The 24193-nt window shown below is 41.3% G+C and carries 21 protein-coding genes; 7 read left to right on the top strand and 14 right to left on the bottom strand.

Annotated elements, in window-relative coordinates; genetic code table 11:
* Nucleotides 1-138: 138 nt before the first annotated feature.
* The 4 genes from qoxD to qoxA are packed head-to-tail and all read right to left on the bottom strand — an operon-like array spanning nt 139 to nt 4167.
* Entirely contained in the window at nt 139-468 is a 330-nt protein-coding gene (gene qoxD / locus EP57_RS05415; protein ID WP_036084867.1) for a cytochrome aa3 quinol oxidase subunit IV, read from the bottom strand.
* Between the two features lies 1 nt (nt 469).
* Nucleotides 470-1081 (bottom strand): cytochrome aa3 quinol oxidase subunit III, encoded by a 612-nt coding sequence (gene qoxC / locus EP57_RS05410; RefSeq protein WP_036084865.1) that lies wholly within the window; start codon nt 1079-1081, stop codon nt 470-472.
* Nucleotides 1069-3048 carry a cytochrome aa3 quinol oxidase subunit I gene (qoxB, locus tag EP57_RS05405; protein WP_036084863.1) on the bottom strand — a complete coding sequence of 660 codons (1980 nt, stop codon included), beginning with the start codon at nt 3046-3048 and terminating at the stop codon, nt 1069-1071. The genes qoxC and qoxB overlap by 13 nt, the downstream gene beginning before the upstream one ends.
* Before the next feature lie 18 nt (nt 3049-3066).
* The gene (gene qoxA / locus EP57_RS05400; protein WP_036084859.1) at nt 3067-4167 is read right to left on the bottom strand and encodes a cytochrome aa3 quinol oxidase subunit II; all 1101 of its coding nucleotides are present in this window, start codon (nt 4165-4167) and stop codon (nt 3067-3069) included.
* A gap of 612 nt (nt 4168-4779) precedes the next feature.
* On the opposite strand from qoxA, the gene EP57_RS05395 reads away from it, so the two are divergent.
* From EP57_RS05395 to EP57_RS05385, 3 genes are all read left to right on the top strand, one after another.
* Nucleotides 4780-5388 carry a lytic polysaccharide monooxygenase gene (locus tag EP57_RS05395; protein WP_036084856.1) on the top strand — a complete coding sequence of 203 codons (609 nt, stop codon included), beginning with the start codon at nt 4780-4782 and terminating at the stop codon, nt 5386-5388.
* A 589-nt stretch (nt 5389-5977) separates the two neighbouring features.
* Complete coding sequence (locus EP57_RS05390) at nt 5978-6778, top strand: hypothetical protein (RefSeq protein WP_036084854.1); 801 nt, start codon at nt 5978-5980, stop codon at nt 6776-6778.
* The gene (locus EP57_RS05385) at nt 6771-7595 is read left to right on the top strand and encodes a DUF3307 domain-containing protein (RefSeq protein WP_036084852.1); all 825 of its coding nucleotides are present in this window, start codon (nt 6771-6773) and stop codon (nt 7593-7595) included. Before EP57_RS05390 ends, EP57_RS05385 begins: the two co-directional genes overlap by 8 nt.
* Before the next feature lie 45 nt (nt 7596-7640).
* On the opposite strand, the gene EP57_RS05380 is transcribed toward EP57_RS05385, so the two are convergent.
* The 6 genes from EP57_RS05380 to EP57_RS05355 all read right to left on the bottom strand — a co-directional run bounded on the left by EP57_RS05380 (nt 7641) and on the right by EP57_RS05355 (nt 14027).
* Entirely contained in the window at nt 7641-8882 is a 1242-nt protein-coding gene (locus EP57_RS05380) for a DUF1015 domain-containing protein (protein WP_036084848.1), read from the bottom strand.
* A gap of 68 nt (nt 8883-8950) precedes the next feature.
* Nucleotides 8951-10138, bottom strand: coding sequence for a phosphoglycerate dehydrogenase (locus EP57_RS05375; protein WP_036084846.1), 1188 nt, complete (start codon nt 10136-10138; stop codon nt 8951-8953).
* Nucleotides 10131-11219: a 3-phosphoserine/phosphohydroxythreonine transaminase gene (gene serC / locus EP57_RS05370; protein WP_036084844.1), complete on the bottom strand. Its 1089-nt coding sequence runs from the start codon at nt 11217-11219 to the stop codon at nt 10131-10133. Before serC ends, EP57_RS05375 begins: the two co-directional genes overlap by 8 nt.
* Before the next feature lie 466 nt (nt 11220-11685).
* Nucleotides 11686-12834, bottom strand: coding sequence for an MFS transporter (locus EP57_RS05365; protein ID WP_052167574.1), 1149 nt, complete (start codon nt 12832-12834; stop codon nt 11686-11688).
* A gap of 11 nt (nt 12835-12845) precedes the next feature.
* Complete coding sequence (locus EP57_RS05360) at nt 12846-13268, bottom strand: MarR family winged helix-turn-helix transcriptional regulator (RefSeq protein WP_036084838.1); 423 nt, start codon at nt 13266-13268, stop codon at nt 12846-12848.
* A 93-nt stretch (nt 13269-13361) separates the two neighbouring features.
* Nucleotides 13362-14027, bottom strand: a complete 666-nt coding sequence (locus EP57_RS05355) for an MIP family channel protein (RefSeq protein WP_036084834.1) — start codon at nt 14025-14027, stop codon at nt 13362-13364.
* A gap of 211 nt (nt 14028-14238) precedes the next feature.
* Here EP57_RS05355 and EP57_RS05350 point away from each other — a divergent pair, with 211 nt between their 5' ends.
* Nucleotides 14239-15498, top strand: a complete 1260-nt coding sequence (locus tag EP57_RS05350; protein WP_036084831.1) for a class I SAM-dependent methyltransferase — start codon at nt 14239-14241, stop codon at nt 15496-15498.
* 3 nt (nt 15499-15501) lie between these two features.
* Nucleotides 15502-18057, top strand: a complete 2556-nt coding sequence (locus EP57_RS05345; RefSeq protein WP_036084829.1) for a metallophosphoesterase — start codon at nt 15502-15504, stop codon at nt 18055-18057.
* A 75-nt stretch (nt 18058-18132) separates the two neighbouring features.
* Here EP57_RS05345 and jag read toward each other — a convergent pair whose 3' ends face one another.
* From jag to rpmH, 4 genes are all read right to left on the bottom strand, one after another.
* Nucleotides 18133-18753, bottom strand: a complete 621-nt coding sequence (gene jag / locus EP57_RS05340; protein WP_036084827.1) for an RNA-binding cell elongation regulator Jag/EloR — start codon at nt 18751-18753, stop codon at nt 18133-18135.
* The gene (gene yidC / locus EP57_RS05335; RefSeq protein WP_036084826.1) at nt 18750-19613 is read right to left on the bottom strand and encodes a membrane protein insertase YidC; all 864 of its coding nucleotides are present in this window, start codon (nt 19611-19613) and stop codon (nt 18750-18752) included. The genes jag and yidC overlap by 4 nt, the downstream gene beginning before the upstream one ends.
* Before the next feature lie 42 nt (nt 19614-19655).
* Nucleotides 19656-20009, bottom strand: a complete 354-nt coding sequence (gene rnpA, locus EP57_RS05330; protein WP_036084824.1) for a ribonuclease P protein component — start codon at nt 20007-20009, stop codon at nt 19656-19658.
* Between the two features lie 168 nt (nt 20010-20177).
* The gene (rpmH, locus tag EP57_RS05325) at nt 20178-20312 is read right to left on the bottom strand and encodes a 50S ribosomal protein L34 (protein WP_036084822.1); all 135 of its coding nucleotides are present in this window, start codon (nt 20310-20312) and stop codon (nt 20178-20180) included.
* A 619-nt stretch (nt 20313-20931) separates the two neighbouring features.
* On the opposite strand from rpmH, the gene dnaA reads away from it, so the two are divergent.
* Both dnaA and dnaN read left to right on the top strand, forming a co-directional pair.
* A complete protein-coding gene (dnaA, locus tag EP57_RS05320) occupies nt 20932-22290 on the top strand; it encodes a chromosomal replication initiator protein DnaA (RefSeq protein ID WP_036084821.1) in 1359 nt (452 codons plus the stop codon).
* 717 nt (nt 22291-23007) lie between these two features.
* Nucleotides 23008-24153, top strand: a complete 1146-nt coding sequence (gene dnaN, locus EP57_RS05315; RefSeq protein WP_036084819.1) for a DNA polymerase III subunit beta — start codon at nt 23008-23010, stop codon at nt 24151-24153.
* The last annotated feature ends 40 nt before the right edge of the window (nt 24154-24193 follow it).

Below are 24193 nucleotides of genomic sequence, written 5' to 3'. Positions count from 1 at the left end.
TTTTGCTGTCATTGGTATCATCTCCTCATATATCACTTTAACACTTGGAGTTCACTTCAATGCAAGCAATTTTATAAAAAAATCTTACTAGCAAAAAAAGCCGCGCCCAGCTCCACGCCAGGCACGGCTTTTCCCGTTTTACATTAGGTGATTCATATGTCCAAGTTCCATAACCCAGTACGAGCCCATTACAACGACAATTGCGATGAAAGCTGCGAACAGGATGTTACCGACTTGGATGCGTCCATTTTTACCTTCCGTCATGTGCATGAACATGAGTAGTTGTAGTGCTGCTTGAATGAACGCGAAGATAAAGATAACCGTTACGATTACTGATTTATCAAGCGTGGATTCGAAGACAACCCAGACAGCTAGCAATGTTAACGCGATCGATAAGGCAAAACCAATGATATGTTTCCACGGAATGCCTTCTTCGGCATGCGCAGTATTCGCTTTGTTTTTCGCCATATTAATTCACCATCCCTAACAGATAGACACCTGTGAAGATGAAAATCCACACAACGTCTAGGAAATGCCAATAAAGGCTTGAAATGAAGACTTTAGAAGCTGCTTGAGCCGTTAAGCCTCTCATTTTAATTTGAATCAGAATAAATGAGATCCAGAACAAACCGATCGTTACGTGGAGACCATGGGTTCCAAGTAAAACGAAGAATGCGGACCAGTAAGATCCTACTTTCAATGTTACGCCTTCCATTACGTAATGCGCAAACTCGTAAATTTCAAAACCTACGAATCCAGCACCTAGAAGTAGCGTAATAATAGAATAGACCATCAGACGCTTCACGTTCCCTTTACGCATCTCACCAATGGCAAGACCACACGTAAAACTACTTGTTAAAAGCAAGAATGTCATAATCAGAACGAGCGGTAACTCGAACATTTCGGACGGCGGATGACCCGCATTTGAGCCACCACTGTACATAACAAAATAAGTTGCAAACAACGTACCGAATAAAGCAATTTCAGCGCCAAGGAAAATCCAGAAGCCCAAAATGTTTAAACGTCCTTGTTCGGATTGATATTCTAACGGAAGGCTGGAATTTTCTTTTATAGGTTCCATGGGTTACCCTCCTTTATGCCAGTTTTGAATTCACGTGCCGCTTGTTCTTCGGTAGCAATGATTTCAGGAACTTCCACATGATAGCCATCGTCTTTCTTGAATGAACGATAAGCAAGACATGCCAGCACCCCAAGGCCACCAAGGATTCCAAGCCAGTACCAATAGAAGACTAGACCAAAGCCGGCAATAAAGAAGAACACCGACATCACAAAACCTAGCAATGTATTGTTTGGCATATGAATATGTTTGTAATCTTTGTCGTCGTTATACGTTTCGCCGCGTTGTTTTTTCTCCCAGAAATCGTCCAAATCGTTCCATTCTGGCAATTTAGCGAAATTATATTTTGGTGGTACAGCAGAAGAAGTTGCCCACTCCAGTGTACGCGCATCCCATGGATCACCAGTTGTTTCACGTTTAGAGTTCTTGTAACTGTAAACGATGTTCCAGCAAAGAATTAGGAATGCTGCTCCCATTAGGAACGCACCAACCGTTGAAATAAAGTTAAGTGTAGTCCAGCCGTCACCTTGCACATATGTGTGGATACGACGTGGCATACCATCAAGACCTAGGAAATATTGCGGGAAGAAACATACGTTAAATCCAATCACAAATACCCAGAAGAACCACTTACCAATTTTCTCATTCAGGCGATAACCGACGATTTTCGGATACCAATAAATCAAACCTGCGAAACATGAGAACACGGTTCCGGCGATTAAAACGTAGTGGAAATGCGATACTAGGAAGTACGTGTTGTGATATTGATAATCGGCCGCTGCCATCGCAAGCATAACCCCTGTAACCCCACCAATAACAAAGTTCGGTATAAACGCTAACGACCAAAGCATCGGTGTGGTGAACGATATTCGCCCTTTGTACATCGTAAAGAGCCAGTTGAATATCTTAATCCCCGTCGGTATCGCAATCATCATTGTTGTGATTGAGAAGAACGAGTTAACTGCTGCGCCTGAACCCATCGTGAAGAAGTGATGGACCCAAACTAGGAAACTTAGCAAGGAAATGACAACAACTGCCGCAACCATCGCTGGGTAACCAAATAGTTTTTTCTTGGAGAAAGTAGAGATGATTTCCGAGAAAATACCGAATGCCGGCAAAATAACAATATACACCTCAGGATGCCCCCAAACCCAGAACAGGTTGGCCCACATCATCGGAATACCGCCATTTGCTAGCGTAAAGAATGCCGTTCCAAACAAACGGTCAAACGTCATTAAAGCAAGCGCCACAGTAAGTACTGGGAACGCAAAAACAATAATTAAACACGTGATTAGCGATGTCCACGTGAACATTGGCATTTTCATAAGTGTCATGCCCTTCGTTCGCATCCGTAAAATCGTAACCATGAAGTTAATACCCGTCATCAGCGTACCGATACCGGCTATCTGAACCCCGAGTAAGTAGAAGTTAATCCCGTAACCAGGACTAAATTCCTCGGCTAATGGTGCATAGTTTGTCCAACCAGCTGCTGGGCTACCACCAATTACGAAGGAAATATTGAAAAGCATTGCCCCCATAAAGAATGTCCAGAAACTTAAGTTGTTCAAGAATGGGAATGCAACGTCACGCGCCCCAATTTGAAGCGGCACAACGATGTTCATTAAACCAATAACGAACGGCATCGCCATAAATAAAATCATAATCGTTCCGTGAGTCGTAAATACCTCATTGTAATGCTGGGCGTCCAAGAATTCCATCCCTGGCAACGCGAGCTGAGTACGAATCATAAGTGCATCGACCCCACCACGGAAAAACATCAATACTGCTGCCAAAAGATACATGATCCCAAGGCGTTTGTGGTCAACAGAAGCAATCCATTCTGTGAATAGCCACTTCCATTTCTTTGTATAAGTTAGTAACACGACGATACCGATACTGACTAGAGCGATCGAAATTTGGGCTCCTAAAATCAGCGGGTCGCCGGTGATGATAAATTCATCTAAACTCATGTTGAAATACCCCCCTTTTTAGTGTCCCGATTTGTCGTGATCTTTCGCCTCATCGGTATTGATTTCTTTACCTAATTTCTTCATTTCTTCATCATAATGTTTATCTTGCTTATAACCAGTGCCATTTTTGATAATCATTGGTTCCATGTCCATCTGCTCGAAACGCGGATTCGTAATCGTGACTGGACGTGGTGGCAAGATTGGCTTGGTTGTTCGCGTATCTTTGGCGTGCGGATCATGTGGGTTCGTTAATTCAAATCCAAAGCGCTTATACGCATAGAAAACGTACTCTGGATCTGCTGCTGGATCAACAAAGGCCATGTGGGTTCCCGCATAAGACTGTTCTTTCACGTTACCAGGTAATAATAATTTATCATAGCGGTCTTGCGATAACGTTGGTGAATCAGCTTTTGTTTTTAACGCCCATTTCTCAAACTCTGCCGGTTTTTGTGCAACAACATTAAATGTTTGTCCCGCAAAACCTTCTCCATTAAAGTTCGAGTTCCGTCCTTTAAAAGTACCTGTTTCATCGGCTTGCAAATACAAATCCATCGTCATACCACTCATCGCGTACTTCTGTCCACCAAGTTGTGGCACCCAGAAACTCGTCATCGAGTCTGCCGCGGTAAGCTTGAATAATACCGGTCGATTCGTTGGAATATGTACATAATTCACAGTTTCAATCGACTGATCTGGATAACTAAAGAACCATTTCCAGTTTGCGCTAGTCGCATAAATAACAATTGGGTCTTTGTGAGAAGTAACCTCTGGCGCCTTTTCGTTCGCATAAATCGTCTTAACAGTAGGAATCGCTAAGGCAATAACAATCGCAACCGGAATTAACGTCCATAAAATTTCTAATTTGGTACTACCGTGCATGTTTGGTTCGTAGTTGGAGTGATCTTTTCTCTCGCGGTATTTCGTAATCATAATCACGAACAACACGAAGATCGTTAATACAATAATCAGCATAAAAATAATCGAATAAATGATTAAATCGCTTTGACTTTGCGCTACTGGACCTTTTGGATCTAGTACCGTCAAATCACCACAGCCGCTAAGAAGTCCGACAAAGACTAACGAGACTGTAAGTAGTAATGACTTGAGCATTTTTGACACCCGAATCCCCTTCTTTCCTTTTGATGTTTGTGTTGCTGTGTATTTTTGCGCAAAAATACAAACGTAACCACCTCAGATCCCCATCTAAAATGGCCCTCCCTAATTGTATAATCTCGGATTTATGTATCACAATATAAACAACTAGATAGTGAATATTTTTCACAATCTCACTAAACGCTTGTTCGTGAAATTATGAATTTGAAACTGCATGTGCATACTCGTATATCATTATAGCTTATTTAGAATGGAGATTCAAAGTATCCACACTAGTTATTTTTTTCACAAACTCAAGTAATACTTTTTACGTGTTTCTGCTCTATAAAAATGGTTCGCCCTACACTATTTTTTTGGTATTAAAACCCTTTCGTACCAGCATTTTCTAGTTGTGCGGCATATCACAATTATTGCCAATCGACCTAGTATATTTGGATAAGTAAGTGCTTTCTTTGCTCGGGAAACAGAGCTTTATATCCATAACATTTCGCCGCAATTGGTCTAGTCCTTATGCATATTGTTTCATTTTCACCTCATTCCGGTTTATTTTAAAATGCTAGGGTAAACAAAAATGAGCGCGGAAGATGGCTCAACTAATGAAAAGGAGTGTTTTGTTGTATGAGAAAAATTTTGGGTAAATCGGGATTGTTTTTGGCAGCGTTTGCATTATTATTTGCAAGTTTCGCACCGGGAGCATCTGCGCATGGGTATATTTCCAAACCGGAAAGTCGTGCGTATTTGGCGAAACTAGGAGTTAATCAAAATGCAGGACCTATTCAATGGGAACCGCAAAGTATTGAAGCTACAGGCAATTTCCCACTTGGCGGACCAGCTGACGGAACGATTGCAGGCGGCGGAAAATTTCCAGACATGGACGTACAAACACCGGATCGTTGGCATAAAGTCGATGTGTTAGGAGGACAAAATACATTTACTTGGACATTAACAGCGCTTCACAGAACGAAAGAATATAAATATTACATTACGAAAGTCGGCTGGAATCCTAATGCTCCGCTAGTTCGTAATGATTTACAGTTGCTAACAACGATTGATGCGCACAATGAAGTTCCCGCTTCTACAACGGTGACACATCAAGTTCCAGTTCCTACAGATCGCAACGGTTATTATGTGATCCTCGGTGTTTGGGAAATCGCGGATACTGGCAATGCGTTTTATCAAGTGATTGACGCGAATGTGATTAATAATGGAACAATGACATTGAAATAAGCATAGAAAACCCTCTAAGCACTTGGTTTCATCGCCAATGCTTAGAGGGTTTTTTGCATAGATTTTTCTGAATGTACTATCGCTGGAAGAAAAGGATCAGGTTGGGACAAAACTCAAGATAAAGCAAAACCGCCGAGCCATTTACTTTGGGTAAGATGAAAAATTTTGCTTTACACAAATCGAGCGAAAGCGTTTGTATTCAGGGAGTTTGGAAAGGAATAACCGTTCACGTTGTTCACGCTTATATTGGGACTGTAACTCAATACTTCGAACAGTCCCAACAAAGCGGAGCATACTTGTGTATGTGATGACTGAAAGCAGGGAGGGAGTCGTATCCCCGACCATGCGAGAAGTTAAGCGGAACGTTAGTGTAGCAGAACCGCTTGGAATTCACCGTCCAAATCCTGATGGAACGCCTACTCGCAAACTCGTAGGCATATTGAGGCTGTAACTCAGTTTCTTCGAACAGCCTCAACAATGCGACGGCGCTAGTTTTTAAGTTCCACCAAAATATATAGCAATCGTTATATAAACATGCTAATATATAGTTATCGTTATATTATTTGGAGAAGGGAGTGAAAATTAGGACATGCAAAAAGAAGCTGCCTTGTTTGTATATATAGATATTAGTAATAGCCGCACTATTTTCCAGGCAATGAGCGAAGGAACGGCGATTTTGAACGATTTCGCGGACATGCTTAATACGGCGTACAAAGACATTCTGATAACACCGTTTTCTATTAAAGATGGCGACGCGATTGTTGGCGGTGTGCGGGATTTCACGGCTTTACTACACATCTACAGTAACTGCCTCACGCATTATTATTCCGAAGATTTCAAGACCTCATTCAAACATCTACCAGCTGTACAAAATGAAACGCTAAATTTCTATTTTGGCGCTGGAATTGGCTATATTGACACGCAATCAGACAATATCAACATCGTCAACGGAACGAGTATTATCAACGCGATTGAAGCCTCCAATATCGCAAAAACAATTACAAAATCGCAAACCAATCAGAAGAAAAGCGCCGTTTCTAATAACGAAAATTACTTTTTCGCCAAGCAGCCGTTTAAATTTTACTGCCTTGCCGATTCGCAATCGTTTGGAAACGTTATTACCGCCTTATTTTTCTTGGCATTTGAGCAGCTTATTCGAAGTGATAAACAGCAGCAACTTTTTCGTGTAAAAGACGAGCATCCTGAATATAGTAATATTGAAATCGGGATGGAAATGGGCTATAACACGCTGAGTAAGGCGGATATTTCTTCTCGTATCAGTGTTTTAATGGCTAATTCGGATTATTATTTATATACAAAAGTTCGCCAAGATATTATTCATTTTTTGGTGGATTTACAAAAAATTATGAAGGGAGCGCCTAATGACTAACTTACTTTTCCCTTTACTTCTGGGTCATTTTTTAGGAGATTTCGTGTTGCAGACAGACACGATGGCAAATGTGAAGAAAGAGGCCTTTTCATCGCGCAAATTGCGGATTTTGGGTCTCCATGTTTTTATTCATTTTTGTTTGTACTTTTTGGCGGTGCTTGGTTATTGGTTTGTTGGAGGGAATACCGATATTTGGCTTTTGATGGGGATGATTGTTGGTATTTCGTTGTTACATCTCGTAATCGATCTAGCGAAAGCGCCAGTGGAACGTGTTTTGGGAGACTCTAGCCTTGTTCGTCTGTGCACCTATGTTAGCGATCAATTGCTGCACGTTCTCATTATTTTTCTTGCCGTTCGCGCGCTTGCTCCGATTTCACTGGACGGTCTGAGCCTATATGCTAAACTCTGCGCACTCGGTTGTCTCCTAATTGTAATCGTTTACTTTGTTGGCTATTTAATTCCATACATCCTTGAAGTGCTGATGCCAGGGTTTAATAATGAAAAGCGAATCGTTTCTATCACGAAAGTGGACGGAAAAATTCTTCTGACAAAAAATCAAGAGGCCGCGGCCGTGACAAACAAAGAATTGAAAGCTGGGCGCTATATTGGTGGCTTGGAGCGACTGTTACTACTCATTTTCATGGCACTGCAAATCTATTCGGCTATTCCGATTATTGTCGCTTTGAAGACACTGGCACGCTTTAAAGATTTGGAGAACAATCGCGCATTCGCGGAATACTATTTGATTGGTAATTTTCTTAGTATGATTTTTGGTGTTTTGATTGGGATTGTTTTTAATTATGTTTTGTTGCTATAAAAAAAGCTTGTTTGGCGCTTCAAACACCAGACAAGCTTTCGCAAATTAATTACTTTCTAAGTCATGCACGAACAATCCGCTCAGTAGCTTCGGCTCAAACCACGTCGATTTCGGCGGCATGATCTCGCCCGCATCTGCCACATCAAGCAAATTATCCATCGTTGGCGGGTACATCGAGAACGCAATCGTATATTTGCCGGCATCCACTAACTGTTCCAGCTCGCCAAGACCGCGAATTCCACCGACAAAATTAATACGGTCATCGCGACGGATATCCTCGATTCCGAATAATGGCGTCAATACTTGGTCTGCCAAAATGGAAACATCTAGACTTGCAATGACACCGTCACCAGCAAATTCTGGTTTCACTTTCAAGCCATACCACGAGCCATCCAAATACATTCCAAACGTGTTTGGCGTCGCCGGTTTATAAGCCTCTTTGCCAACCTTTTCAACATCAAATTTTGTAGCAATTTGGTCTAAGAAATCAGCAGCAATCGGCACGTCGACCACGCGGTTATAATCGAGAATCTCCAACTGATCTTGCGGGAACAATACGGATAGGAAAAAATTGAATTCCGCGTCCGCGCTTGCCTCTGGATGCTCCGCACGGCGTCTCAAACCGACCTTCACCGCAGATTCCGTCCGATGATGCCCATCCGCAATATAAAGCGCAGGAATCGTCTCAAACGCCTCCGTAAGCGTATTTACCACATCCGCATCATCCACCGTCCAAATCCGATGCGTCACATCATGAAAACTCTTAAAATCATACACCGGGTCATGCTTACTAATCCAAGCATCCACAACCTTATTCACCGTCGCGTCCGACCGATACGTCAAGAAAATCGGACTCGTATTCGCATCCGTCACATCCACATGGCGAATCCGATCCAGCTCCTTCTCCTCACGCGTCAACTCGTGCTTCTTAATCGCGCCACTCACATAATCATCAATCGCCGTACACGTCACCAGCCCCGTCTGAGGCCGCCCATTCATCACTAGCTGATACAAGTACAATTCCGGCTTATCATCCTTGGCAAGCCATCCCTTGTCCTGAAATTCCGCCAAATTCGACGCAGCCTTCTGATAAACCGAAATATCGTATGGCGACACATCTTTTGCCAAATCAATTTCCGCCTTATCAATATGTAAAAACGACAACGGATTCGCGTCACCAAGCACCCGTGCTTCCTCCGTATTCAACACATCATACGGCAATGATGCCACATCTTTCGCCACATCCACACTTGGCCGAATCGCTTTAAACCCTCTAATCTTAACCACAAAAACCCCTCCTTGTTTTATAAAAATAGCCACGACAGAACAATCCATCGCAGCTATTCATTTCTCTTTTAATACGCCGTCACACCAGCAGGTTCAATCACACGAACCCGAATCACGCCCGGAATCGCACTCAGACGCTCCTCAACAGCCGATAAATTGGCTTGCGTACCTTTTTCCATATCAATCAGCGTATACGCATAGTCGCCCTTACTACGGTTCGTCATGTCCAAAATATTAATCGAACCATTCGCGAGCTCCGTCGTCACCTGACCGACCATGTTCGGCACATTATGATGGAAAACACCAAGACGCGGATGCCCATTATAAGGCATATCCACATTCGGAAAATTCACCGAGTTCTTAATACTACCAGTCTCCAAGAAGTACGCCAATTCCTTCGCGGCCATCTTGGCACAGTTCGTTTCAGCCTCTTCCGTCGAAGCCCCTAAATGCGGCAAAACTTCCACATTCGGGTGTTTCACGAACGATTCCGACGCAAAATCCGTGATGTATCTGCGCAATTGACCCGCGTTAAGCGCCTCAACCATCGCATCCTCATTCACCAATTCCCCACGCGAGAAGTTCAATAAAACCGCATTTGGTTTCAGCAACTGCAACGTTTCCCGATTGAACATCCCAGCCGTGCCATCCGTTAACGGCACATGCACCGTCAAATAATCACACGTCGCCAAAACTTCCTCAATCGTCATCGCCCGTTCCACTTCCTTGGCAATCCGCCACGCCGTGTCCACCGAAACATACGGATCATAACCGACAACATCCATGCCCAGCGCTAGCGCATCATTCGCAACAAGCGCACCAATCGCGCCTAAACCAATGATACCGAGCCGTTTTCCAGCAATTTCTGTACCAGCGAACTGCTTCTTCCCAGCTTCCACTTTCTTTTCTAAATTATCACCATCAAGCGTCTTCACCCATTCCGAACCTTCCAGAATCGGCCGCGCGCCCATAAATAAACTTGCTAATACCAGTTCTTTCACCGCGTTTGCATTCGCTCCAGGCGTGTTAAAAACCACGATTCCGCGATCCGAACAAGCCCCAACAGGAATGTTATTCACTCCCGCACCAGCCCTAGCAACAGCTTTGACACTGTCCGGAAAATCAAAATCATGCAAATCATAACTACGCAACAAAATACCATCTGGAGCCTGATTCCCGTCAATTAAATATTTTTCCACATCGAACTTACGTAATCCTTCTTTCGCAATCGCATTGAAAGTCTGAATATTAAACATGTATTTCTCCCCCTTTATGAGTCGCTACAAATTGATCCATCAAAGCAGTGAGCGCTTGTACACCCTCATATGGAAACGCATTGTAAATACTTGCCCGCATTCCACCGACCAAACGATGCCCCTTCAAATTTTCAAAATGAAGTTGCTCCGCTTCTTGAATAAATAATTTATCTAAATCAGGCGAACCCGTGACAAACGGTACATTCGTAAGCGAGCGATCCGCCTTTTTAACAGGAGACGAGAACATCGAAGACGCGTCCAAATAATCATATAAAAGACCCGCTTTCTTCCTATTCAGCGCTTCAATTCCCGCAACCCCGCCTTGCTCTTTAATCCACTCAAACACCAATTTCGACACATAAATCGCAAAAGTAGCCGGCGTATTATACATCGAACCATTCTTCGCTTGCACAGCATAATCAAGCATAGACGGTAATCCAGCGACGTTTCCAATCAAATCCTCTCGAACAATAACGATCGTAAGACCAGCTGGCCCAATGTTTTTCTGAGCTCCAGCATAAATCAAACCGAATTTACTTACATCGTACACACTCGACAAAATATTGGAAGACATATCCGCAACAAGCGGCACATCACCGGTTTCAGGAGGAGTAAAAATTGCCGTACCCTCAATGGTATTATTCGTCGTAATATGCAAATAAGCCGCATCCGATGGCACACGCGGTATTTCTGGAATATAACTGAAATTCTTATCCTTCGACGAGGCCAGAACCTCAATATCACCAATTTTAGCCGCTTCCTCCATCGCTTTTTCAGACCACGAACCAGTATTCACAAAATAAGCTTTCTTCCCGCCCATCAAATTCATTGGAACCATCGTGAACTGAAGACTTGCTCCACCTTGTAAAAATAAAATTTTGTAATTTTCGGGAATGTTCATTAATTCACGCAATAATGACTCTGCTTCCCCTAAGATCTCCTCAAATAAATCTGACCGATGACTTAATTCCATTACTGACATTCCTGAACCCTTGTACGATAATAGCTCCTTTTGCACCTTTTCTAAAACTGGCACTGGCAAAATCGCAGGTCCTGCTGAAAAATTATACGCCCTATCCACACAACATCTCTCCTGTTCCCCATCGTATTTCCAACCTTCAACTACATCTACACCATCTGGTTTTAATACAACTTACTGTAACGAGCCTAAATAAGTGTTGCGAAAAGCCTATTCTACGATTGTTATACGTATCTCATTCCCACTTCCAGCTGAATCAAACCACAGAATAAATACGTATTCTTAACACTTGGATACATTATATCAGAAAATACGAATATTTTCAGACTAATTGCACTCATTGTTGCGGTTTTTATTGAAAAACTTGAAGAAAGCGTCACCATTCGGCTTTACTTACGCTTTTTACGCCTTAACGAAAAAAAACAAGATTTCCTATCCAATCTAGAAATCTTGTCTAGTTATTAAAACGCAGAGGCAATCATAATAATAATCGGTAGTATAATAAGCACAGCTAAAACAGATAAAACAATTTTCCATTCTCTACTCATACTTCTACAACCTTCTCCAATTATTTCCCGGGTAATAATCTCTTCCCTCTAAAAACAAGTAAATAAATCACCAAGAAAATCACCAACGTCACAATCGACCAGCGATACATCAAAGCATAGTTATAATGCGCCGCGATAAAACTCAAACCAAAGCTCCCCAGCGCCATGCCAACATCCATCCCCGATAAAAACGTCCCATTTGCGATTCCCTTTTTATCTGGTGCCGCACGATCCACAGCTAAAGCTTGCAAGGACGGCTGAACCATCCCATACCCAAGTCCAAAGAACAAGGAAGATCCAAAAAGACTCCATGCGCCCATCGCCATCGACAACCACCACAAACCGATTCCCATCAGTAAAATTCCGGGGATAATCACCACGCGATGCCCTTTCAAATCATAAAGACGCCCCGCGAAAACACGACTTACCAATACCATAATCGCTTGCCCGACAAAGAAAATCCAAACCATTTTCACATGTAATTCCAAGCCATAAATCATCATAAACGTCTGAATTCCGCCTAAAGGAAAAGCCATCAACATACAAAGTAAAGCAGGCAATAACGCTCCCTTATCAAAAAGCTGCATCTTATGCTTCACAACCCGCGCCTCTTTTGGCATCTTCAATCTCGTCACTAATAGAAATACCAGCACCATCAAAACAATCGAAAAACCAATCAAGAAATTAAACGAAAACTGGTTCATTAAAATAATCGCGATAATCGGCGCAAGCGACATACCAAGCGCTGTCGTCAAACCATAAAAACCAATCCCTTCACCCGTCCGATTTGGCGGCACCAACGTCGAAACCCCTGTGGCAATCGAAGTCGTCGTAATCCCCCAACCAACACCATGAAAAAGCCGCAACACTAACAGCGCCGAAACCACCGTAGACCAATAAAAATTCACCGTAACCGCAATCAATACAAAAAAGCCTACCAAAATCATAATTTTTGCACCAAAACGATCATTTAGCCCACCCGCAATGACGCGCATAAACAACGCAACCAGTGAGAACAAGCCTACAGCAAGACTAGCCTGCGTCTCCGTTCCACCCAATTTAATAATTTGCGCAGGTAATGTTGGCATAAAAATCTGAAATCCAATATATAAAAACAAACTTGCAATCAATAATATAACATAATCCTTCGTCCATAACTTCGCCTTCAAAAAATCCCTTCTCACTCTAAATTATTTTCAATCCGCGCTAAAATATGTACAAACACTGCTAACTCCTGTTTTGTCAGCCCTTTATAAAAATTCCCACACGTTTCTTCTACAACATTCCGAATCAGCTGCACTTTCTGCTTGCCTTCCACAGACAAAGACAACAATGTGATCCGCCGATCTTTCGCATCCACCGCTTTATCAATCAAGTTTTTGCGAAGAAGAACATCGATAATTCGGTTCACAGTCGGCGCGTCCTTCTCAGCAAATTCCGCGACATGCCGTTGTGAAATTGGCGCTTTTTGATCAATCACATTCAACACCGACCATTGCTCAGGCGTCACCTCAAATCGCTCCAAGCCGTGTTGCAGCGCAAGACTGGCCTTCTTAGCAACTACATTCGTCCGAAACGTCATTTCATCATAAAATTCACGCATCACAGCCACCTCCAAAATTAATTGTCATGACAACTATATCATAAAAAAAGATATGATAACAGCAAATACCGCTATCACATCTTAAAATGAATCTTATTTTTCACTATCTAAAGCAAATTTACCAACAATCGCAGCCACGATACCACCAACGATTGGCGCTACAATGAACACCCACAGTTGAGATAAAGCTTCACCGCCAGCAAATAGAGCTGGACCGATACTACGAGCTGGGTTAACAGAAGTTCCTGTCAACGGAATACCTAGCAAGTGAATTAGAACTAATGTCAAACCGATTACTAGACCAGCAAAAGCAGGATTTCCTTTTTTACCAGTTACGACGATAATAACTAAAACAAATACGAAAGTTAAAATTGCTTCTACAAGAAATGCGCCGCCAGCACCGATATTTCCGAATCCGTTTTGACCTAGATTTTTTGTTGACATGTCTGATAGGTTTAGGAATGATAACAATGTAGCAGTACCAACAATTGCGCCTACTACTTGAGCTACGATGTAACCTACTAGTTCGCTTCCTGAAATACGTTTGTTCAAGAACATTGCAACAGAAACAGCTGGGTTGATATGGCATCCAGAAATAGTTCCAATGCTATACGCCATCGCAACGATTGACAAACCAAATGCCATCGCAATACCTAGCGTTCCAATCCCTTCGATTCCGCCGCCTAATACAGCAGTCCCTGTACCGAATAAGACCAAAACGAAAGTTCCGATAAATTCAGCAAATAATTTCTTACTCATGTGTGTTTTCCTCCTTTTTAAAATTTTTACGCACCTACTATATATACCTCGAAACAGACTAATTGTAAACCCTTATTTTAGTAATATACCATACAAAAAGGGTGATTGTTAACAGTATTGACAAATTAAAACGCTTCCTTTAACTTAAATACTAAGACTATTAAAAAACCTGTTTCACGTGAAACATCGGAAACTGAAAAGGAGACTCCAAATGGCTATTGTTCAATTAAAATCAACGAACCCCAACTTCTCCTTCCTAATTAAGAAAAATCCCGATTCTGGAATGATTTTACGGCAAGTTCGAAAAGGCGTCGCATATGGTTGGTACGGAACGCCTGACACGTATAACGTCTATTTTAAAGATGCGGATAACGAAATATCTTATAGGAAAGAACGCGAGGAAAGCTTCGAATATCTCAATCTAACCCGCTATAATTCAACAATTTTCCCGTTAAATGCCTTGAATGAGTTCTTTTCTTTAAAAGAACTTGATGCGCGCGACGGTGAGGGTTATGCTCACCAATTTCATATCAACATGTTGCACATTCATCGGATTCATTACGTCGCCTTCTTTCAAAAATACATGACAAATTACACTTTTGAAGTGGAGCATCTTGCCGATGACAACTGGTCGGTAACGATTTCCACACGTACGAGTCTTTATGAGCTGCTACACATTGCTAATTTATTTTGCCTGTTTTTCGCCGGATTTAGTCGTGAACACCTGGATATTACCGATGATTTATTGACAAAATATATCAAAAGCGTGCAAATTACTGATCCGCCGTTCTATATTCGGAATTTATTTGTGCATAATTTCTTAAAGAATCGGCGCACATTTAATCGCTTCAAAGAGCAACTAGAAGACACGAATCGCTATCAAATTGCTTTTGATTTCGGTGGTACAGCGACGCAAAGACGTAATTTCATCGCTGAAAACCTGCTTTTTGATAAGACAATGGTGGATGTTGGCTGTGGTGAAGGCTTTTACGCCATTCCATTTGCCGAGAAGACGAAGCTGGATTATTATGCAATTGATATTGACGCTGAAATGTTGCGGATTATCGCTAAGAAAGCGGAGAAAAAAGCGCTCACTAATATTATTACCTACCCATCGCTGGACGCATTCCTAGACAACACCCCAGCAGAAAAAGTAGATGTGATTTTAACCGAAGTTATTGAACATATGCCAAAAAATCACGCTAAACGACTTATTCGCCAAATCATTCAAGCACTTGATTTTGACACGTTTATCATTACGACGCCAAACAGTGAATTCAATGTTTTTTATGGTTTAGAAGGTTTCCGCCATGATGATCACGATTGGGAAATGAGCACTATGGAATTCCAAGAATGGCTCACAGACGTAACGAAAAACACCGATGTAACGGTTGAATTTCAAGCCATTGGCGATGCGGTAAACGGCATTCATACAACACAAGGCGCCATTTTAAGAAAGAAGGAGGTTTGATTGATGGAACTAAAAACACAAGTCCACACGATTTTCATGCTCGTCGGCCCTACAGAATGCGGAAAATCAACATTTGCCCAAAACATACTCTTACCAAAACTCGCATTCACAGCACCCGACAAAAATTTCCATTCCAACGTCCAATATTTGTCCTCCGACCTGATTCGCCAAGAAATTCTCGGCAAAGATTACGACAAATATGCCCAAATCATGTTGGAATCTAGCGATCAAACATTTGAATTCCTATTTAAAAAACTAGATTTAGTCACAAAATTCCCAATCAACGCCGAATTTGTCGTTTTAGATACTACAGGACTCGCCGCTGATTTCCGCGAAAAAGTACGTGAAGTCGCGAAGAAAAACAATTATAACTTGGAAATCATCCTTTTTGACTACCGAAATCGCGATGACTATTATGCAAGCGAGCGCTCCAAAAAAATCATTTCAAGCCATGTAACACGCCTGAAAAAAGAAATTTTGCCGACGATTTCACGCGAAAACTACAAACAAATTCACCGCATTCGCACAAAAAATACAACATCTGAAGATTTTACTGTCACAATTACGAATAAAGACGAGTTTCTCAATACATTGCTGCCGGCCGCTCAGAACTACACCATGATTGGCGATGTTCACGAATGCGTGGATGAACTTAAGCTTTTGCTTCAGAAGGTGGGCTGCCAAATCGACGGAAATACCATCACACATAGCCCTCAAAAAATCGTACTTGTCGGAGATTGGATCGATAAAGGGAAGAAAACGCGGGAAATCACGGAATTTCTTCATGAAAACCAGCAACATTTCCTATTCGTGCTTGGAAATCATGAAAACTTCGTGCATAAATATATTTTAGGTGAAATCAAGGGTGCAAATCAGGAAATTGTCGATAATTACTTCGATTCCATTCCAGATTTAGTCCAAGATCCAGCACTTTTCGCGAAATTTGAGGAACTTTTCCACTTAGCGCAGCCGTTTTATCGCTATATCGGTGAAGATAACGCCTCTTTTTACGTCACGCACTCCCCTTGCAAAAATAAGTATATCGGGAAATTAGATGCCAATTCTGCGCGCCACCAACGAAACTTCCATCTTGATCGCACGCGGCCAGTACAAGAGCAACTCATATTTCTAGAAAACGACGCGGTGCATAATTATCCATACCATATATTCGGCCATGTCGCTGCAAAACAAGCTTTTCGCATCAAAAACAAACTGCACCTCGACACAGGCTGCGCGCATGGAAACACGTTAACCGCGGTAACAATCAAGTACCGCAAAACCAGCTATCATTCCGTAAAATCGGAAAACGGCCAACTGACAGGCGAATTACCAACCCTATTCAAACAAAATAAAACCGTCTCACTCGCTGATTTAGATACCGAATCACTGCGCCGCCTTCATTACATCAGCAAAAACAAAGTAAATTTCATCTCAGGAACAATGTCTCCCGCACCAAAAGACTTAGAAACAAACAATTTGGAGTCACTCGAACAAGGACTAAAATATTTCATCAGCAAAAATGTATCACATGTTATTTTACAACCTAAATACATGGGCTCCCGTTGCAACATTTACTTGCATAAAAATACAAAATCAAGTTTCGCGACCAGCCGAAATGGCTTTAAAATAACACATATTGACTTGTCACCAGTTTATGCAGCTTTACATCAACGTTTCGGCGAATACATGACGCAAAACAACATCCAAATGCTCATTTTAGACGGCGAACTACTGCCATGGCAAGCGCTCGGCAAAGAGCTCATCGAGAAACAATTCCAACCTATCGAAACCGCGATAGAAACTGAGCTCCAATTTTTACAAAACAATGGTTTTGAAGATTCCTTAGCTCAATTGATTGAGACATACGATGCTTCCGACTTTGCCGAAGAACAAAATCAGCTTTCCAAAAAGCAACTCATCGACAAATATAGCTCGCGTTTATACCAGAATTTCAAGCCCTTACAACAAGTCAAACAACATCTCATGCCACTTTCGGAACATGAAAAGGCATTGCAAACATATAAAGAGCAACTGAATATTTATGCGACCGAATCGGAACTAGACTATAAGCCATTTTCTCTCTTAAAAATCATTTTCAACGATGGCACCGAGCAAATTCCAAACTGGCCGACATCGGAAATGTATCGCTTTTTAAATGACGATGATTATGTGTTGCTTGATCTCGCGCAGCCGGATTACCTTGAAATTGCCGAAGCGTATTTTCACACCATCACAACAACGAACAAAATGGAAGGTATCGTCATTAAGCCCGAACACCTGCAAAAGCATACAGCGCCATACATGAAAGTCCGCAACATGGACTACTTAACACTCATTTACGGCTACGATTTCCAATTTCCACACAAATTCGCAAAACTTATTAAACAGAAAAATATCAACAAAAAACTGCGGACTTCTATCAATGAATGGCATTTTGGCACCAAACTGTTAGAAACCAAATTTGCCGACATATCAGAAACGAATAAAACCTTCCAAGAAACCGCAGCAAACCTACTATTCGAAGTGGAGCAAGAACAAACGATTGATCCACGCTTATAATGTTCCACGTGAAACATCAAAAAAGGACGAATCAGGCCGATGCTTATCGTAGCATCTCCTAATTCGTCTTTTATTTTACCCTTTAACAGGTTTAATCACGATATAACGATATGGTTCGCGACCTTCCGAATGTGTTTCCACACGCGTATCTTCGCTTAAAATCGCATGAATTGTTTTTCTTTCAAACGAAGGCATTGGTTCTAAATGCACAACTCGGCGCGTTTTCACTGTTTTATCAGCCATTTTCTTAGCTAGTAAAGTCAGTGTTTCATAGCGACGTTCGCGGTAGTCGCCAACATTAACGACCACATTTTTGTATTGGTCTGTATCTTTATTAGCGATGAGTTGTGTTAAATATTGCAGTGCGTTCAACGTTTGACCATGTTTTCCAATCAGCAGTCCTAAATTGTTACCTGACACTTGGATACTGACTTCTTTTCCTTGTTCAGAGACATCGACGGTTACTTCCGCCCCCATTTTCGTAGCAACGTCAATCACGTATTGGACGGCGGTTTCGATGGAATTATTTTTCTCAATAACTTTAACCATTGCTAGTCTTGAGCCAATTCCGAAGATACCTTTTTTGCCCGCATCCATGATTTCCACGTCTACTTTTTCCCGCGTTGTGCCTAAGTCCTTCAACGCGTTTTGAATTGCTTCTTCAACGGTTTGGCCTTGCGCAGTTATATCTCTCACTTTCTCTTCTTACCTCCCTTTTTCGATGCTGACATTGTCGCTGCTTTCTTTTTAAGCTTTTCTTCTTCCTTCTTAGCTTCTTCTAAAGCCGCGGCTTCACGTTTCGCCTTGAATGGATTGTTGATTAGCATCGTTTGGAAAATCGTGAAGATATTTCCGACTACCCAGTAAAGCGCTAGTGCTGACGGCAAGCTAATACCCGCTACTAAAATCATCACTGGCATGAAGTAAATAATCATGTTCATCGATTTATTTTGTTGTGTTTGACCCATCATCGACAATTTAGAAGAAATAAACGTCGTCAGTGCCGCTAAAATTGGTAAAACGAAATACGGATCTTTGTCTCCCAATGTCATCCATAGGAAATCTTGCGTCTTAATTTCCGCTGTCCGGCTAATAGCTTGATAGAAACCAAGTAGAATCGGCATTTGGATTAATAACGGCAAACATCCCATCATTGGGTTGGCATTGTTTTCTTGATACAGACGCATTGTTTCTTGTTGTAGTTTTTGTTGTGTTTCGCGGTCTTTTGATTTGTATTTTTCTTGTAGTTCTTTGATTTGTGGTTGCAATGATGTCATTGCTTTTTGGCTCTTCAGCTGTTTGATCATTAGCGGCATGATAAGAAGTCTGATAATGACAGTTGTCATAATAATCCCCATTGCATAGTTGCCACCGAATAAATTAGCGAACCAGATAATTACTTCCGATAAAGGATAAACGATGTAATGACTCCAAAATCCCGTTGATTCTGATGTAATTGGTGATGTTGAAACGCCGCAACCTGCTAAAATAGCTACGAGTCCGATCATCAGTCCTGCGAATAGTAACTTCTTCTTCCATTTCATTTTCTTCTTCAAATAGTGCTACCTCCACTCTCCGCCTGTATTATTCCCACAAAATTACCGTTTTTGACCTTGCTTCAAAACTCTTGCAAGTCTCAAAACATGCGTCAAACTCTTCTTAATTTCATGAAAATCCATATTGGCCGCCGGTTTTCTGGCGATAATAATATAGTCATGACCTGGAACGATTTGTTCATTCAGTTCATGAAAGGTTTGTCTAATGCGCCGTTTAATATGATTACGCACGACAGCGTTTCCAATTTTTTTACTTACAGAAAGTCCAATTCGAAAATGCGCCAAATCTTCCCTCTTTAATATGTAGACAACAAACTGGCGATTTGCGAACGATTTTCCTTTTTTGAATACGAGTTGAAATTCATCATCTTTCTTAATACGATATGCTTTTTTCATAAAATCTCCATCTTCAATCAGAATTAATAGGCATCCCTGTTAACCCATCAGCCACATACGTGCATCTTATAGGAAGATACTGATGGATTAACGGTTCACTCCGACGTAGTTTCTTTGCTAAAACACTAGCGCTTTCAACAAAAAAACCACTGAGTCTTTTTCAGTGGTCTACGCAGATAAAACTTTTCTTCCTTTACGACGACGACTTGCTAAAACTCTACGTCCGTTTTTAGAACTCATACGTTGACGGAAACCATGTACTTTTTTTCTTTTACGCTTGCTTGGTTGGTATGTTCTTTTCATTAGTTACACCTCCTATAAAAAGGCCTAATACAAATTCACTCGTATAGACAGTCTTAGATATTGTACAGAAATATATAGAATTTGTCAATATACTTTACTAAAAAGCAAATATAAAAACTCCATCTTCCATAATATCATATTTTGCATGCGAAATATACCCAAAACTGCAACAAAAATAAAATAGTTCCTTTACTGTGGATAATTGCTAATTAACTGGGATAAGTGAACAAATATACTGTTTTTGTGGATAACTTTAAAGATTTTACGAAAGTTATACACAATTAGGGCATAGTTAACCACAGGTAGATGTGGATAAGTCTATTTCACCAATTTTTTTATACAGTTCTAGTTCACAAGTTATGCACATGCTCATATCCTGTGGACATCTTTTTTCCACATCCGCATAACTTTGTGGATAGAATTTGAAATCCCTTGCGATTGTGTTGCTTTTCTGATATTATATCAATTGTCGAATAGAAAAATATTTGGGGATAACATTATTTATCCACAGTTAACTTTTGCTTTGTGGATAACTTCTAAACAACCCCTGTATAACTTTATCCACGGCTTTATAACTCTGTGGATAACTTTTACGTTTATTTAAAAAGGGGGGAAAACAGTGCAGACAATTGAAGATATATGGAAAGAAGCCTTGCGGATCGTCAAACAAAATATGAGCAAACCTAGTTTCGATACTTGGATGAAATCGACCACTGCGCATTCACTGGAAGGCAGTACCTTTATCGTCACCGCACCAAATAATTTTGTTCGAGATTGGCTTGAAAAGAGCTATTCGCAGTTCATATCCAATATTTTGCAAGAAATTACGGGCGAAAATTTCGAAGTTCGTTTTATTGATGGCGAGCAAGATGAAGTTTTTGATAACTATATTCCGCCAAAACCGCGCAATTTAGATGATGACATGGATGAGGAGAATTCCAAACACATGCTAAATCCGCGTTATGTTTTTGATACATTTGTTATTGGATCGGGAAATAGGTTCGCCCACGCAGCGTCACTTGCTGTAGCCGAAGCGCCTGCCAAGGCTTACAATCCGCTGTTTATTTATGGTGGCGTTGGACTTGGAAAGACCCACTTAATGCATGCGATCGGTCATTATGTCTTAGAACATAAAACAAATGCGAAAGTGATGTATCTTTCGAGTGAGAAGTTTACCAATGAATTTATTAACTCTATTCGTGAAAATAAAGCCGAAGAATTTCGGAATAAATATCGGAATGTTGATGTTCTTCTTATTGATGATATTCAATTTTTAGCTGGAAAAGAAGGAACACAGGAAGAATTTTTCCATACGTTCAATACGCTTTATGATGAGCAAAAGCAGATTATTATTTCAAGTGACCGCCCGCCAAAAGAGATTCCAACACTGGAAGACCGCTTGCGTTCGCGCTTTGAGTGGGGCTTGATTACAGATATTACGCCGCCTGATTTAGAAACTCGGATTGCCATTTTGCGCAAAAAAGCTAAAGCGGATGGGCTTGATATTCCAAACGAGGTCATGCTTTACATTGCGAATCAAATCGATTCCAACATTCGTGAATTGGAGGGCGCGCTAATTCGCGTTGTCGCTTACTCTTCACTCGTAAACAAAGACATCAATGCCAACTTAGCGGCGGAAGCTCTAAAAGACATCATTCCAAATTCCAAATCCCACGTGATTCGAATTCCCGACATTCAAGAAGCAGTTGGCGAATATTATCACGTCCGTTTAGAAGACTTCAAAGCAAAAAAACGCACGAAAAGCATTGCCTACCCAAGACAAATCGCGATGTACCTATCCCGTGAGCTAACCGATGCCTCCCTACCAAAAATAGGCGACGAATTCGGCGGACGCGACCACACAACGGTCATCCACGCCCACGAAAAAATCTCACAACTACTAAAAAGCGACCAAAACCTAAAAAACGACCTAGCCGAGATTGAAAAGAATCTAAGAAAACCGCAGAATTTGTTTTAACTAAAGTGCCGAAGAAGCCCGTTAACCCTGACAGAAACTGGAGCGGCCGCAGTAAAAATCCTCTTTTGATTTTTGCGAAGGGCGTGAAGTTTCCGAAGGGTTGGCTTCTGAGGCCGGATTAGAAAGAGTGCCGAACAGGCTCGTTCAGCTCCGACAAAAACTGGAGCAACCGCAGAGAAAGTCCTCTTTTGACTTTGTCGGAGGTTGTGAAGTTTTCGAGGAGCTAGCCTGTGAGGCCGGACTAGAAAGAGTGCCGAACGCGCTCGTTCAGCCCTGACAGAAACTGGAGCAGCCGCAGTGAAAATCCTCTTTTGATTTTTGCGGAGGTTGTGAAGTTTCCGAAGGGCTAGCGCGTGAGGCCGGATTACAGAAAGTGCCGAAGAAGCCCGTTAACCCTGACAGAAACTGGAGCGGCCGCAGTAAAAATCCTCTTTTGATTTTTGCGGAGGTTGTGAAGTTTCCGAAGGGCTAGCGCGTAAGGCCGGACTTCACAAGTCACAAAACCAAACACAATCCCTGTGCATTTTGTGGATAACCGAAACAACTTACTAACAAGTTATCAACATGTGGAAAACTTTCTGAGAGCTAGCTTCAACTATACTTATCCACAAATCCACAGCGCCTATTACTATTACTACGATTTTTTATTAATTAATTAAACATATTCGCTAAGAAATGCTATACTTAGAAAAAGAAATTAAAAATGGGGGTTTTCTCATGAAATTTGTAATTCAGCGCGACCGTCTTGTTCAAGCGGTGAATGAAGTAACACGTGCTATTTCTTCACGAACAACGATTCCAATTTTGACTGGGATTAAAATTACTGTAAATGATGAAGGTGTAACGCTTACTGGGAGTGACTCGGATATTTCGATTGAAGCTTTCATTCCTCTTATTGAAAATGATGAAGTTCTAGTCGAAGTCGAAACTTTTGGTGGTATTGTACTGCAAGCTCGTTATTTTGGTGATATTGTTCGTCGTTTACCTGATGAGAATGTCGAAATTGAAGTAACGACTAACTATCAAACCAATATTCGTTCTGGTCAAGCATCGTTTAACTTGATTGGACTTGATCCCGCGGAATATCCGAAATTACCGGAAGTTAGCGCTGGAAAAAGTATTCAAATCCCGATTTCTGTACTTAAAAACATTATTCGTCAAACCGTTTTTGCTGTTTCGGCGATTGAAGTTCGTCCTGTTTTAACCGGTGTGAACTGGATTATTAAAAACAATGTTCTAACAGCAGTAGCAACGGATAGTCATCGTCTTGCATTGCGCGAAATTCCATTGGCAACAGAGATCGATGAGGAATATAATATCGTGATTCCTGGTAAAAGTTTGTCAGAACTAAATAAAATTTTGGATGAAGGTACGGATTCTATTGAAATGGTGCTGGCCAACAACCAAATTTTGTTTAAATTGAAAGATTTACTTTTCTATTCGCGTCTTTTGGAAGGCAGTTATCCTGATACTTCTCGCCTTATTCCAACTGAAACGAAATCTGATTTGGTTATTAATGCTAAATCATTCTTACAAGCGATTGATCGTGCGTCTTTACTTGCTCGTGAAAATCGAAATAACGTGATCAAATTGATGACACTGGAAAATGGTCAAGTAGAAGTTTCCTCCAATTCACCAGAAGTCGGAAATGTTTCTGAAAAAGTGTTTAGTCAAAGCTTTACTGGTGAGGAATTGAAAATTTCATTCAACGGGAAATACATGATGGATGCGCTGCGTGCTTTTGATGGTGCGGATATTCAAATTTCGTTCTCTGGAACAATGCGACCGTTCGTATTGCGTCCGAAAGATGCGGAAAACCCTAATGAAATTCTACAATTGATTACGCCAGTTCGTACGTATTAATCTAAAATTTGCCTGCCTAATGAGAATTGGGCGGGTTTTG

Source organism: Listeria booriae (assembly GCF_000766865.1).
GTDB lineage: Bacteria > Bacillota > Bacilli > Lactobacillales > Listeriaceae > Listeria_A > Listeria_A booriae.
Note: the sequence above shows the minus strand (reverse complement) of the source record. Positions and strands in the feature narration are given on the sequence as shown.

What these genes read in the sequence shown, in the direction of transcription:
- EP57_RS05385 (WP_036084852.1), top strand. Translation starts at nt 6,771, where the DNA reads ATGACTAACTTACTTTTCCCTTTACTTCTGGGTCATTTTTTAGGAGAT.
- qoxD (WP_036084867.1), bottom strand. Translation starts at nt 468, where the DNA reads ATGGCGAAAAACAAAGCGAATACTGCGCATGCCGAAGAAGGCATTCCG.
- EP57_RS05360 (WP_036084838.1), bottom strand. Translation starts at nt 13,268, where the DNA reads ATGCGTGAATTTTATGATGAAATGACGTTTCGGACGAATGTAGTTGCT.
- qoxB (WP_036084863.1), bottom strand. Translation starts at nt 3,048, where the DNA reads ATGAGTTTAGATGAATTTATCATCACCGGCGACCCGCTGATTTTAGGA.
- EP57_RS05345 (WP_036084829.1), top strand. Translation starts at nt 15,502, where the DNA reads ATGGAACTAAAAACACAAGTCCACACGATTTTCATGCTCGTCGGCCCT.
- rpmH (WP_036084822.1), bottom strand. Translation starts at nt 20,312, where the DNA reads ATGAAAAGAACATACCAACCAAGCAAGCGTAAAAGAAAAAAAGTACAT.
- EP57_RS05355 (WP_036084834.1), bottom strand. Translation starts at nt 14,027, where the DNA reads ATGAGTAAGAAATTATTTGCTGAATTTATCGGAACTTTCGTTTTGGTC.
- dnaN (WP_036084819.1), top strand. Translation starts at nt 23,008, where the DNA reads ATGAAATTTGTAATTCAGCGCGACCGTCTTGTTCAAGCGGTGAATGAA.
- EP57_RS05395 (WP_036084856.1), top strand. Translation starts at nt 4,780, where the DNA reads ATGAGAAAAATTTTGGGTAAATCGGGATTGTTTTTGGCAGCGTTTGCA.
- rnpA (WP_036084824.1), bottom strand. Translation starts at nt 20,009, where the DNA reads ATGAAAAAAGCATATCGTATTAAGAAAGATGATGAATTTCAACTCGTA.
- EP57_RS05375 (WP_036084846.1), bottom strand. Translation starts at nt 10,138, where the DNA reads ATGTTTAATATTCAGACTTTCAATGCGATTGCGAAAGAAGGATTACGT.
- qoxC (WP_036084865.1), bottom strand. Translation starts at nt 1,081, where the DNA reads ATGGAACCTATAAAAGAAAATTCCAGCCTTCCGTTAGAATATCAATCC.
- EP57_RS05350 (WP_036084831.1), top strand. Translation starts at nt 14,239, where the DNA reads ATGGCTATTGTTCAATTAAAATCAACGAACCCCAACTTCTCCTTCCTA.
- EP57_RS05390 (WP_036084854.1), top strand. Translation starts at nt 5,978, where the DNA reads ATGCAAAAAGAAGCTGCCTTGTTTGTATATATAGATATTAGTAATAGC.